The 13,872-nt window shown below is 39.5% G+C and carries 11 protein-coding genes; 8 read left to right on the top strand and 3 right to left on the bottom strand.

The genetic code is table 11. From position 1 onward, the window contains the following. The first annotated feature begins 34 nt into the window (after positions 1–34). The 3 genes from R5R67_RS05595 to R5R67_RS05585 all read left to right on the top strand — a co-directional run bounded on the left by R5R67_RS05595 (position 35) and on the right by R5R67_RS05585 (position 3,371). On the top strand, positions 35–1,909 hold the full coding sequence (locus tag R5R67_RS05595; RefSeq protein WP_000045378.1) for a TonB-dependent receptor plug domain-containing protein: 1,875 nt from the start codon (positions 35–37) through the stop codon (positions 1,907–1,909). Positions 1,910–2,006: 97 nt separating this feature from the next. Next, the gene (locus R5R67_RS05590; RefSeq protein WP_000509974.1) at positions 2,007–2,585 is read left to right on the top strand and encodes a cob(I)yrinic acid a,c-diamide adenosyltransferase; all 579 of its coding nucleotides are present in this window, start codon (positions 2,007–2,009) and stop codon (positions 2,583–2,585) included. Positions 2,586–2,657: 72 nt separating this feature from the next. Further along, a complete protein-coding gene (locus R5R67_RS05585; protein ID WP_001220104.1) occupies positions 2,658–3,371 on the top strand; it encodes a glycerophosphodiester phosphodiesterase in 714 nt (237 codons plus the stop codon). 28 nt (positions 3,372–3,399) lie between these two features. On the opposite strand, the gene R5R67_RS05580 is transcribed toward R5R67_RS05585, so the two are convergent. After that, the gene (locus tag R5R67_RS05580) at positions 3,400–3,930 is read right to left on the bottom strand and encodes an META domain-containing protein (protein WP_000701693.1); all 531 of its coding nucleotides are present in this window, start codon (positions 3,928–3,930) and stop codon (positions 3,400–3,402) included. Between the two features lie 208 nt (positions 3,931–4,138). On the opposite strand from R5R67_RS05580, the gene R5R67_RS05575 reads away from it, so the two are divergent. After that, positions 4,139–5,311: an acyl-CoA desaturase gene (locus R5R67_RS05575; protein WP_000199593.1), complete on the top strand. Its 1,173-nt coding sequence runs from the start codon at positions 4,139–4,141 to the stop codon at positions 5,309–5,311. Positions 5,312–5,424: 113 nt separating this feature from the next. Continuing rightward, complete coding sequence (locus R5R67_RS05570) at positions 5,425–6,867, top strand: protein adenylyltransferase SelO (RefSeq protein ID WP_001160199.1); 1,443 nt, start codon at positions 5,425–5,427, stop codon at positions 6,865–6,867. Between the two features lie 63 nt (positions 6,868–6,930). Here the strand turns inward: R5R67_RS05570 and R5R67_RS05565 are convergent, their stop codons facing one another. After that, on the bottom strand, positions 6,931–7,617 hold the full coding sequence (locus R5R67_RS05565; protein WP_000680577.1) for a response regulator: 687 nt from the start codon (positions 7,615–7,617) through the stop codon (positions 6,931–6,933). A gap of 19 nt (positions 7,618–7,636) precedes the next feature. Beyond that, the gene (gene baeS / locus R5R67_RS05560) at positions 7,637–9,295 is read right to left on the bottom strand and encodes a sensor histidine kinase efflux regulator BaeS (protein WP_005119692.1); all 1,659 of its coding nucleotides are present in this window, start codon (positions 9,293–9,295) and stop codon (positions 7,637–7,639) included. A 131-nt stretch (positions 9,296–9,426) separates the two neighbouring features. Here baeS and R5R67_RS05555 point away from each other — a divergent pair, with 131 nt between their 5' ends. From R5R67_RS05555 to R5R67_RS05545, 3 genes are all read left to right on the top strand, one after another. Then, positions 9,427–9,807 (top strand): hypothetical protein, encoded by a 381-nt coding sequence (locus tag R5R67_RS05555; RefSeq protein ID WP_000784268.1) that lies wholly within the window; start codon positions 9,427–9,429, stop codon positions 9,805–9,807. Between the two features lie 289 nt (positions 9,808–10,096). Then, positions 10,097–11,899, top strand: coding sequence for an acyl-CoA dehydrogenase C-terminal domain-containing protein (locus R5R67_RS05550; protein WP_001136744.1), 1,803 nt, complete (start codon positions 10,097–10,099; stop codon positions 11,897–11,899). Between the two features lie 167 nt (positions 11,900–12,066). After that, positions 12,067–13,848, top strand: a complete 1,782-nt coding sequence (locus tag R5R67_RS05545) for an acyl-CoA dehydrogenase C-terminal domain-containing protein (RefSeq protein ID WP_001123421.1) — start codon at positions 12,067–12,069, stop codon at positions 13,846–13,848. Positions 13,849–13,872 lie beyond the last annotated feature (24 nt).

The raw sequence follows: 13,872 nt of genomic DNA, 5'->3' as shown, positions 1-13,872 counted from the left end.
ATCATTCACGTGGGGTGAATGTATGGAGCATGTTATGTCTAAATCTTTTCAACCTACTCGTCTGGTAGGGGCTATCGCTATTGCGATGGGGTGTTCACCTGTTATTTTTGCTGAAGATGCAACAAATGCAACTCAGCTTGACCCAATTGTTATCACTGCTTCAAAAAGTGCTGAAAAAGCCAGTGAAGTTCCAGCGCGTATTTCTGTAATTTCTAAAGAAGAAATTGAAAAAAATCCTGCTTTAAATCTATCTGATATCTTGCAAAAAGATGCATCTATTTATGTAAAACAAAATGGTGGAATTGGCCAACTTGCAGACTTATCTTTACGCGGTGGACAAACTGGGCAAACACTTTTATTGAAAGATGGTGCCCGTTTAAATTCACAAAATGGTTTCGGTCCAGTCAATCCAGAATTTATAAATTTAACTGATGTTGATCAAATTGAAATTCTAAAAGGTCCAGCTTCAGTACAATATGGTTCAGATGCTATTAGTGGTGTAATCAACTTAATCTCAAAAAAACCAACAAAATCAGGCATAAATTTGACTGGAATTTATGGAGAGAATAATACTTATAAGTCGATTATTAATGCAGATTATGTTGATGCTTCTGGATTCTATGCTCAGGTAGGCGGACAACGTTTAGAATCGGATGGAACACGAATACTTAGCATTCAAGATAAAAATGATAAAGCTGGCTTTGATCAAAAAGGATACCATGCAAAAATAGGTTATCAGCAAAATCAGTTTGATACCAGCATCTCTATTAGTGAGAATCAAGGTACCAATGTATATTATGACTCAACTTTAAATTCCAACACAGGAATACGTGATTTCAAAAATCAACTCATCAATTGGTTAGGTTCATATCAAGTCAATCCTGATATTAAGCTTAATGCACGTTATTCCAATATTAAGAACACAAGGGTATCAACAGATACAGATTGGCAAACCTATAAGCTTACATCTAGTCACTATAATACTGAAACAAATGAAAGTGATCTAAACGCAGTTTGGAAATTCATGGAACATCAGAATATTTTAGCTGGTGTTACATATAGCAAGTCAGAATATGATGCATCATCTACTCCGGAAGCGATACGCAGTACGAACTCTACAGGTTATTATTTACAACACCAATATCAGAAGAATGGCCTCAACACTCAAACTGGCATACGCTTAGAAGATAATGATTGGTTTGGCACACATACTGTTGGACAAATCGCAGTACGCTATCAGCTTTTACCACTTACAAGTATCTATACCAATGTTGGTACGGCATTTAAAGCACCAACACTAGAACATTTATATGGTTCTTATGGTAGTAGCTTTTATAGTAATCCGAATCTCAAGCCAGAAAAAAGTGTCTCTTATGAAATTGGTTTAGATCAAAAACTAAACTACGGATTATCAGCTTATATTTCAGGTTATTCTACTGATGTGGAGAATTTGATTAGCTCGGGTAAGATAGATGGAAAAACAACCTACATCAATTTAAATAAAGCAAAAATTCAAGGCGGTGAAATTGGCTTAAAATGGGTACTCGACAATCTATTTGCAAATGCTGAATATGTCTACTCAAAAGCACAAAATAAAGAGACTAAATTAGATACTCCTTATCGACCTCGTCAAACTTATACATTGACAGTGGGCTATGATGATGGATTGTATGGCGTCAATGCTGCTGTAGTTGCTCGCTCAAAAGCAAATACAAGCTCTGCTAATATTAAAGTTCCAGGTTATGCAACAGTTGATCTAAATGCTTTTTGGAATATCAGCTCAAATGTAAAACTTTTCACTAATATTCAGAATATTGGTGATGTAGAAAATATTGTCGTTAACGATTTCGGTTCAGAATATATCAACGGTGGCCGTCAAGCTTCTGTTGGCGTAACTTTCCGTTATTAATTTTTTCACACTCATTATAAAAATATTTTCTTAACTCCAGTTTCGGGGTAATGTTCTGACCGACATTATCCCCTTTTTTATGTTCAGGATATCTATCATGGGACACCGTTTAAGCAAAATCTATACACGCACAGGCGATTCAGGTACCACAGGTTTAGGCGATGGCTCTCGTGTTGCTAAAGATGATCTAAGAATTGCGGCACTGGGTGATGTCGATGAACTAAATGCCATTATTGGTGTGCTCCGTGCACAAATTACAGCTAGCCAAGTGGCTAATAAAGCTGATTGGGACAAAAGCTTAAGTCTGATTCAACATTGGCTTTTTGACTTAGGCGGCGAAGTTTGTATTCCAAATTACAATTTACTTCAGCCCGTTTGTATTGAATTTCTTGAAAAAGAAATTGACCGTATGAATGAAGATTTGCCTATGCTAAAAGAATTTATTCTGCCATCTGGTTCTTTATCTTGCAGTTATGCCCATCAAGCCCGTGCCGTTTGTCGTCGTGCAGAGCGATCGCTCATGTCAGTACAAACTCGCGATCAAAATATTCAAGCCACTGCACTTCAACTTTTAAATCGTCTATCTGACTGGTTATTTGTCGCATCGCGTGCTTTACAGCGTGCTGAAGGTGGACAAGAAGTCCTTTGGCAAAAAAATATTAATGAGATGATTTAAAAATAGATTAAGTTAAGAATGGTCTCTACGTTTAAAGAGATCATTATCAAAAAGAACGGACAATAGAAATCTATGCGCATTATTGGTCATCGTGGTGCACGCCGAGAAGCTCCTGAAAATACATTAGGTGGTTTTCAGCACATTAAAAATTTAGGTATTCGTGGTGTCGAATTTGATATTCGTCAGCTGCAAGATCAAGAGTTGGTCGTTATTCATGATGATAATTTTTTGCGCACGGCAGGTGTCGACCAGATTGTAGAGCATTCAACATTGGCTCAAGCATTATCATTTGATCATCGTCAAAATTGGCCTAACTGGCCAACCTCTGAACCAACCCCTACTCTTACAGGCGTTTTAAATTTACTTGATAACTTTGATCATATTGAAGTTGAAGTTAAAGCTGTAAGAGATATGGCATTAGCAGAAAAGTTAATTCAAAAGCTTGAGGCTGAGTTACAAGGTTTCGAGAAAGTCGTAACCATCACAAGTTTTGATCTTCAAATTCTAACCGCTTTACGTGATATCAACTCTCAATTTAAACGCGGATTGTTAGTTGAACTTCCGGTTGGAGCAACGGCGATTGAACTTGCTCATCAATATGGGTGCTGTCATATTGGCTGGCATGATCAACTTGCAACAGATGAAATGATTCAATTGTCGCATCAAGCTGGTTTGAACATTAGTGTCTGGACAGTGAACGATGTAGAAAGAGCAAAAAGACTACGGGATTTAGATATTCAGGGCTTAATTACAGATATTCCAACCACAATGCTTGAAGCTCTTTAAATATAAAAAAGGTGGTACTGACCACCTTTTATTTTTTCTCGGCCTGAATCAAACGCTGACCGCTTTGATCAAGTAGATATAAGGTATTACCTACCAACTGGAAGCGTTTAATACGTTGTAAAGAATCGACCAATTCTGCTTCTTGAGCCAACGCGCCATCACAACTCGAATGACCTGCGTTAACTTCCATATCAAGTTTCTTTTGGCTGAAATCAAAAGTGTATCGTCCAAAAACACGATTACATCCTGTATGACCAGTTACTGTTTTGACTGTAGAGTTCAATGAAAGAGTCGGCCACTGGTTAAAGAATTTTGCCTTATGACCATTTATCTGGGTAATTTGCCAATCTATATCTTGAACACCATCTGGACTCACTTTCTTTTTCACAACTGGCGTTTGTACACGATGTGTTGGTTTTACTTGGCCTTTGTGATTATTTGGTTGCGGCGTGCTTTGACATGCTGCCAATACAAGGCTGATTGCGATGAAAAGACATTTCAATGGCAATTTCCTTGCAATATCAATGCTATTCTTTTTTCTCAATCGCTGTATTTTCATTACACAACTTCTCCTATCTGAAATGTTGTCAGGCATGGTTTAATTCTGTTACGGTTCTTTCAATACATCTGTACAATAATGCTAGTGATTCTCACTAAGCACGTGCTAATATGATGTGCAAAATAGCAATATATCTTGAAGATTGGTTTTGCTATGTCGATTTGTCTTTTTACCTTGTATGACAAGGTTTCTAGGAGCGCTGCCGGATATGACTTCCGCCCCACTCAAGGCCCCAATTAACTGGACCGCTAGCATTACCTTAATTGGTTTACCAATTCTTGCTGCAATCATAATCCCGATTTATGCGTATTATTATGATTTTAGTGTAAGCGCATGGGTAAGCTTATTTTTTCTTTTAGCTTTAAGTAGCATGGGGATTACTGCTGGTTACCATCGTCTTTGGGCACATCGTGCTTATGAAGCGTCGTTACCACTTAAAATTCTTTTAATGATTGGCGGCACATTTGCTGTACAAAACAGTATTCTGTTTTGGGCATCTGGTCACCGTACCCATCACCGTCATGTCGACGATGTAGATGAAGATCCATATTCAATTGAACGTGGCTTTTGGTATGCCCATATGGGTTGGATGATCCGCGATCATTCTCCATCTGAACCAGATTTTAAAAATGCACCAGACTTACTCAATGACAAACTGGTGATGTTCCAACATAAATACTATGCCTTGATGGTCGTAGCAGTTCACGTTGGTATTTTAGGTTTGGTTGGCTGGGCAACTGGCGATTTATGGGGTGTTGTACTTCTTGGTGGTCTATTACGTTTAATCATTAGTCATCAAGTTACATTCTTCATCAACTCACTTTGCCACATGTTCGGTAAACGTCCTTATACCGATGAAAACTCAGCACGCGATAACTTCTGGTTAGCGATTGCAACTTGGGGTGAGGGTTACCACAACTATCACCATATTTTCCAGTACGACTATCGTAATGGTGTGAAATGGTGGCAATATGATCCAACAAAATGGCTAATCTGGACATGCTCTAAGATTGGTTTAGCAAAGAACCTACGTCGTATTCCAAGCTTTAATATTAAAAAAGCAGAATTGGCAATGAAGTTTAAATATGCTGAACAAGACTTGGCTATTTATGGTCATGATGTAAATGCCGACATTAGTCAAATGAAGCAACGTATTGCTCAAGAGTATGAAGCATTTACACATACTTTAAATGACTGGGCGAAACTCAAAGAACAAGAGTTACAAGCAAAGAAAGCAGCAATGGCTGAAAAGATTCACAAAATGGATCATAAGTTAAAAGTTGATTTCCAATTGCTTGAACATCGTTTGAGTCATCACCGTGAGTGTTTAGAAACTTTAATGCGTAACATTAAAAAGAACACAAACGTCGTACCAGACTAATACGTCTTTATCCCGAAATAGCACCTGTAGAGCCATACTTTGCAGGTGCTATTTTTTTGGCTTGTTTTTAACTATGGTATAGTGAATTTTGCCTCAAATATTTAGTCCAGCCTATGCAATTTAATCCGCTTTATTCATCGCTCAATCCTAAGCTTTTTCATATCCAGCAACCTTCTCCGCTTCGTGGTGCAAAGGCTGGACACTTTAATTTAGCTTTAGCCGAAGAGTTACAATGGACAGATGAAGAAAAACAGGCTTGGGTTGAAATTTGCAGTGGTCAGCGTACCTTCTCGGAATTCCCGCCTTTGGCTATGGTGTATGCAGGCCATCAGTTTGGGCAATGGGCCGGTCAACTAGGCGACGGACGTGGCTTACTCATTGCGCAGATTCTTAATAAAAAAGGCCAAACTATAGATTTACATTTAAAAGGTGCAGGCCCTACGCCCTATTCGCGTATGGGAGATGGGCGAGCAGTTTTACGCTCTGTTATTCGTGAATATTTAGCAGGACATGCTTTAAATGCTTTAGGGGTTGCCTCTAGTCACGCAATAGGTTTTACAAGCTCCACTCAAGGTGTACAGCGTGAAAAGCTAGAACCTGGCGCAATGTTACTTAGAACATCTGAATGTCATATTCGTTTAGGCCATTTTGAATGGATCAATCAATATGCACCTGAGCTATTGGCCGAGTTCACTCAAAAATGTATTGAATGGCACTATCCAGAATGCCAACAAGAAGAGCAACCTATTTTAGCTTTTGCTAAAGCTGTGATTAGAAATACAGCCATTATGATCGCCAAATGGCAGTTGGTCGGTTTTGCTCATGGTGTGATGAATACCGATAACTTAAATATTACGGGTTCTACACTCGATTTTGGTCCATACGGTTTTATGGAACGTTTCCGACCAAATTGGATTAACAACCATTCCGATTACCAAGGGCGTTACACCTATCAAAACCAACCGAGTATTGCGCACTGGAACTTATGGACTTGGTTAAATAATCTCATTCCACTTGCCGAACCTGAGCATAAAGAGCAGTTCAAAGAAGCGCTGGCCGCTTGCCTAGAAGAATTTGAGCCGACTTTTATTGAGCATTACACCACTGGGTTATGTCAAAAAATGGGGCTTCCTCATTTTCATAAAGACAGTACTGAATGCGGCTTAAGCTTTTTGCGTATTCTGCAAGCGGAGCAGCTCGATTACACCCAAAGCTTCATTCGCCTTCAAAATAAAGAATACAAAGCTTTACGTGATGACTGCCTTGATATTCGACAATTTGATGCATTCCTTACGCAGTATCAAAACATCCGTGAATATCAAGATATTGATGAGCTTGATGCAAACATGCAGCAGGTAAATCCAATTTATATCTTACGTAACCATATGGCACAGCGAGCTATTGAGGCAGCGGAGCGAGATGATTTTAGTGAGGTTGATCGCTTATTCAAGCTACTCAACCATCCCTATACAAAGCAATCAGATTTGGAAAAACCGGAAGATTTAGGTCCGTTACCAAGCGATGTACCTGATGTCGCGGTGAGCTGTTCTTCTTAATTTTTTATCCACATTTTCTGTGGATAACATTGTGGTTATCCACAGCATAACTTTTCTAAGCAATTATTCTTCTGGATATTCGAAGCGATAACCTACTCCATAAACAGCTTGAATCCACTCATGACGGTTACCAGTTTCGGCCACTTCCGTGATTTTTCGACGCAAGTTTTTAATATGGCTATCAATAACTCGGTCGGCAACATCAAAGCTGTCTGGATTAATATGATCTAATAATTGTGCACGTGAATAAACTTGCCCCACATGTTCTAAAAATAACTCAAGTAGGCGAAATTCTGTTGGCGTTAAACTTAAAGATTTTTGTTGATACCAAATTCTTTGCTGTGCTTTATCAATACGGAAAGAATCATTTTGCTCTGGCTCAGCCTTACGTTCTAAACGGCGTAAAACGGCCTGTACACGAGCAACCAGTTCTTTTGGACTAAAAGGTTTGCACACATAATCATCTGCCCCCATGTTTAGGCCTAAGACACGATCAATTTCTTCGGTACGTGCTGTCACCATAATAATCGGTAAATCTGACTGTTCACGTACCTTACGGCAAATCGTTAAACCATCCATTCTTGGAACCATTAAGTCCAGAATCATTAAATTAGGTTTACGTTGTTGAAAGCTCGTGTAAGCATCCTGACCATCATGAAACATGCTTACTTCGAACCCAGCAGCCTCAAGATAATCACGCACCAGATGCGCTAACTCGACTTCATCCTCAACCAACATAATATGTTTCATGGGCCATTTTTCCTTTTATTTAACTCTGCTTTTTAAAGGTCAGTACACAACGTAAACCACCTAATGGTGAGTGTTCAAAACTGAGTGTACCACCAAGCGCCTGCGCAATTTTACAAGATAAAGCTAAGCCTAGTCCTGTTCCACCTGTACTACGCGTACGCGAATCATCGACACGATAAAAACGTTCACCTAAACGTGATAATTGCTCATCACTTAAACCAAATGGACTGTCATCAACATATAAAGTCCACTCCTGAGGCGTTTGACTTGTATGAATATGAATCTTTCCACCTGTTTCAGTATAGCGAATACTATTACCAATCAAATTAACAATAATTTGTTTAAATCGATCACGGTCTAACAATAAAGAAGCACCTTCACCTTCCACCTCAATTTCTAACCCTGCTTGTTCGAGTTTAGGTCTGAAATTTTCGACTTCTTGCAGTATAACTTCCCAAGGATTAACCGAACTCAAATAACATTTAAGTTGTTGAGCATCAGCCTGAGCCAAGTCTGCCAGATCTTGTGTCAATTTCTTTAAACTCGAAACTTGTCGCATCATGGCATCAAGATGTTCAGGTGTTGCCTTTCGGATACCATCTTGCATCGCTTCAATCTGCGCTTGCAAAACAGCCAATGGAGTTTTCAATTCATGAGAGGTATCTGCAACCCATTGACGTCGTGATTCTTCATGCTGATGTAAAATTTCAGCTAAATGATTTAATTGAGTAGATAAATCACCTAACTCATCATTTCGTTTAATCACAACTTGGTGTTGATAATTACCTTTTGTTAACTCATTTGTTGCATTTAATAGACGCTGAATTGGCTTTTTAAAATAAGTTGCCATTAAAAGTGCTGCAACTAAACTCGACAGCAATGTTAAGGCATAAATTAAAAGTAAATAGCGCTTTTGATTACTGAAGAAATTAATACTTAAAGCATCTTCTTTATCTAAAACTGGTTTTAGACCTAAATAACCCACGACCTGACTATTAACCATAATTGGGCGATAAGACATCTGATCCGAAGATGGAGGTTCACCGACTACGAACTGGTGTTTGGCATCATATAAAGATAAACGAGAACTTAAGCCCAGCCGGTCTGGTAAAGCAATAAAACGCTTCTTACCATTTTGCGTCTCAATGTCTTTGAGGCTTCCTTTTTTTGATTTGTTTTTATCATCGCTTGGACGAAACTGGTTTGCACTTAGCGGGAATCTTAAACCTTCAAACGGTTGATATTCCGAAGGTAAGTTTTGCTCAAGTGTACGTAGTTCTTCATCACTAAAAATAGAGTTTTTATTTACCGTTCCCGCATCTGGAGAAATATTAATGAGAGTGTGTTCATCGAAAGAATGCTGCTGAATGGCAATATCATATTGACGGCGTAACCACCACTGGGAAAGACGGTCATAATCATCTGGTGCTGCCGTTCCTTCAATTTGTAAGATTTGCGCCTGAATCGCATTCCCCCAATCATGATAAACGGTATATACATTTCCCAGATTAGTAATGAGCCGATCTAGCTTTTGCATTTCAACATCGGCTACATATTTGGCAAAGTTCTTTTGCATCGTCCAGTGCAGAACACTCAAACTCGCAGTTGCAATTAACAGCGTGGTAAGCAAAACCGTTAAAAATAACCGCAAGGCTATGGGAACACGTAGAACGTTCAAAAGCACTCTCTCATTTTTACTCTATATTTTGCATTGTAACCAACAACGAAAAGAAAAACTCTCCATTGTTTCTTCATCTTTATTATCTAATCTTTAAGCCATCTTAAAACAAACATTAAAGGGTTTTAACCATGAAAATGACGGCTAAAATTGCATTATTCAGTGCAGCAATTGTAACTATGGGTAGTTTGGCTGCTTGTCAATCAACAACTCAACCACCTAAGCCAGAACATGGCATGATGCAAGATGGCCCACGTGATGGTCACCACCATCGTATGAAACACCGTGAATTTACGCCTGAACAAAAAGCAGCATGGGAACAACACCGTGCAGAGCGTAAAGCTCGTTTTGAGCAAATTCAAAAAGCATGTGAAGGTAAAGCTGTTGGACAAACTGTCAATGTTCAAGTTGGAGATAAAACACTTGAAGGTACATGTAACCTCCGCTTTGAGCCAAAACGTCCTCAACCACCAGTCAATGCCCCTGCTCCAGTAGCGACTCAAGCAAAATAATTCTAAAAACAGTAAAACAAAAGGCGCCAGAAGGCGCCTTTTGTTTATACATAACTATTTACGATTTTGACTATTTGTCTCATCTAAACTTCATCAAAAGTGTTTACACTCAAAGCACTTACATAGTTCAAGTATTTTTTTCTTGACTTTGCAGTCACAAAGTAAAGGCCCCGAGGTGCTTGTACAGTTATGCAAGTTGTTGCACGATGTAATAGTTCAAGGTGCCTTATGGCACATTATCGTAGATTAGGATTATAACTCTGGTTTCACCAGTATTGAGGAACCCGATATGCCACAATACAAAGCGCCCTTACGTGATATGCAATTCGTTTTGCATGAATTATTAAATGCTGAAGAACACTATGCAAAATTACCTGACTTTCAAGGTAACGTAAGCCGTGAATTGGTTGATCAATATTTAGAAGCTGCGGCAGACTTCTGTGAAAATGAACTTTCTCCTTTAAACCAAGTTGGCGACCGTGAAGGTTGTACTTGGAATGATGGTGTTGTAACTACACCAACAGGCTTTAAAGAAGCTTATCAAAAATACATCGAACTTGGCTTCCCGTCTTTATCAGCAGAAGAACAATACGGTGGTCAAGGTTTACCTAACTCTTTAGGTATCGCAATTTCAGAAATGGTAGGTAGCTCTAACTGGGCATGGGGTATGTACCCTGGTTTGTCTCACGGTGCAGTACGTACATTAGAACATCACGGTTCTGAAGAGCAAAAAAATACTTACTTACCAAACCTTGTTTCAGGTGTTTGGACAGGTACGATGTGTTTAACTGAATCTCATGCAGGTTCAGACTTAGGTATTATCCGTACTAAAGCAGAACCAAATGCAGATGGTAGCTATGCAATCTCTGGCGAGAAAATCTTTATCTCTGCTGGTGAACACGACATGGCTGAAAACATTATCCATATCGTTCTTGCTCGTCTACCAGGCGCACCAAAAGGAACTAAAGGGATTTCGTTATTCATCGTTCCTAAGTTCAATGTCAATGCAGACGGAACTCTAGGCGAACGTAATGCCGTACGTTGTGGTTCAATCGAACACAAAATGGGTATTCACGGTAACGCGACTTGTGTCATTAACTTTGACCAAGCAAAAGGTTATTTAATTGGCCCTGAAAACCGTGGTTTGAACTGTATGTTCACCTTCATGAACACAGCACGTATTGGTACTGCGGTTCAAGGTTTATCTGCATCTGAGTCTTCTTTCCAAGGTGCTTTAACTTACGCGAAAGAACGTTTAGCTATGCGTTCACTTTCTGGTCCTAAAGCTCCAGAAAAAGAAGCAGATCCAATTATCGTTCACCCTGCCGTTCGTAACATGCTTTTAACTCAAAAAGCATTTGCTGAAGGTGGTCGTGCACTTGTGTACTTACTTGCTCAATATGCAGATATCGTTGAAAAAGGCGAAACTGAAGAAGAGCGTAAGTTTGCTGACAACATCTTGTCTTTATTGACTCCAATTGCAAAAGCATTCTTAACTGAAACAGGTTCTGAATCTGCTAAGCACGGTGTTCAAGTGTTCGGTGGTCATGGTTTCATTTCTGAGCATGGCATGGAGCAAATCGTACGTGATACACGTATTGCTTGCTTGTATGAAGGTACAACTGAAATTCAGGCACTGGACTTGTTAGGCCGTAAAGTTTTACAAACTCAAGGTGCAATGCTTCGTGATTTTACTAAGATTGTTCACAAGTTTGTAGAAGCAAACAAAGACAATGCTGCCATGAAAGAATTTGTTGAGCCACTTGCTGCGCTGAACAAAGAATGGGGCGACCTCACTATGCAAATCGGTATGCGTGCAATGCAAAATCCGGATGAAGTGGGTGCAGCGGCTGTAGATTATCTCTACTTCTCTGGTTACGTTACTTTAGCTTATCTATGGGCTCGTATGGCGCTTGTAGCACAAGAGAAATTAGCGGCGGGTACAACCGATGTTGATTTCTATAATGCGAAAGTAACTACTGCTCGCTTCTACTTCAAGAAAATTTTACCGCGTGTACGCTCTCATGTAGACGTTATCGCAGGTGGTTTGGACCCATTGATGGCATTAGATGCTGAACATTTCGCTTTCTAATCATAGTTAGTTGCGATATGCAATGTTAAAAACCAAAAAAGGACTGCTCAGTTTTGACGGTCCTTTTTTTATAAAATCAATGATAAATTTAGATTTTAAATTCAATATCCATTTCGTTTTACAGGATATCTAGCACAGGCCGATGTGCACAAAAAAGGTGAACGATTATGCCAATTTACAATGCTCCTTTAGCTGATATGAAATTCATCTTAAATGATGTATTTAAAGCAGAACAATTTTGGCAGGCTAATGAGAAACTCGCTCATGTAGATGCTGCAACAGCTGAAGCAATTTTAGAAGAAATGGCTAAATTTGCTCAGAACGTGACTCATCCATTAAACCGTACTGGTGATGAAGAAGGTGCTCGCTACGAAAACGGCGAAGTCTTTACTCCTGCTGGCTTTAAAGATGCATTTCGTCAATATGCAGAAGGTGGTTGGATTGGCTTAGGTGCAGATGAAGAATGGGGCGGTCAAGGCATGCCAAAAATGCTTACCGTTCTTGCGGATGAAATGTTATTCGCGACAAATCCATCTTTCATGCTCTACCCACTTCTTTCAGTGGGTGCAGGTATGGCTTTAAGCAGCTACGCATCTCAAGAACAAAAAGAAACGTATTTACCTAAGATTTATTCAGGTGAATGGTCAGGTACCATGTGTTTGACTGAACCACATGCCGGTACTGACTTAGGTATTATCAAAACTAAAGCCGAGCGCAATGAAGATGGTACTTATAACATTACAGGTACTAAAATCTTCATTACAGGTGGTGACAACGATTTAGCGGAAAACATCATTCACTTGGTACTTGCTAAAACTCCAGATGCCCCTGCTGGTTCACGTGGTATCTCACTATTTATCGTACCGAAATACCTTGTAAATGAAGATGGTTCTTTAGGCGACCGCAACCATGTCGGTCCAGGCTCTATTGAACATAAAATGGGGATCAAAGCATCTGCAACTTGTGTGATGAACTTTGACGGTGCGAAAGGTTACCTCGTTGGTAAAGAAAACGAAGGCCTTGCTGCCATGTTCGTTATGATGAACTACGAACGTTTATCAATGGGTATTCAAGGTTTAGGTGCTTCTGAATTTGCTTATCAAAATGCTGCTCAATACGCGACTGACCGTTTACAAGGTCGTAGTGCAGCTGGTGTTCAATCACCAAGCAAACCTGCTGACAGCATTTTAGTGCATGGTGATGTACGTCGTATGTTGTTAAATGTACGTGCAAACAACGAAGCTTCTCGTGCATTTGCAGTCTATGTAGGTCAACAACTCGATATCACTAAATTCTCAACTGATGCAGCAGCAGTGAAAAAAGCCAATGACCGTGTTGCGCTTTTAACTCCAATTGCAAAAGCTTACCTCACAGATACAGCATTCCAAGCGACATTAGATGCTCAAATGGTTTTTGGTGGTCACGGTTACATCCGTGAATGGGGTATGGAACAATGTATTCGTGACCTTCGTATTGCTCAAATCTACGAAGGAACCAACGGCGTTCAGTCTCAAGATTTAATTGGTCGTAAAACCATTAAATGTGGCGGCGCTTTCATTGCTGAATACATCACTGAAATTCGTGACTTTGCAAATGATTTAGACACTGATTTGAACTTCATTAAAGATGCAACTTTAGATGCTGCAACTGAAATCGAAGCAATCACTCAGTTTATTATTGAGCAAGCTGCAGAGAACGTAGAGTTCCCGAACTCTGCTGCTGTTGATTACTTACATGCAGTGGGTCTACTCAGCTTCTCTTATATGTTTGCAAAAATTGCTGCCGCTGCTAAAGATAAGTCTGGTGATTTCTACCAAAACAAACTTGCATTGGCTCAATACTTTGTTGAACGTATCTTGCCGGATATTGATGCACGTATTGCTAAAATCAAAGCGGGTTCAGACTTAATTATGGGCTTTAGTGAAGATTACTTTACAAACCAAGCGTAATTAAATTTTTTATAAAAGCGCCTG

The organism is Acinetobacter sp. OYA S30 (assembly GCF_033599315.1).
In the GTDB taxonomy this organism is placed as follows: domain Bacteria; phylum Pseudomonadota; class Gammaproteobacteria; order Pseudomonadales; family Moraxellaceae; genus Acinetobacter; species Acinetobacter baumannii.
The sequence above is the reverse complement of the archived record's forward strand: the minus strand, read 5'-3'. Positions and strand labels throughout refer to the sequence as shown.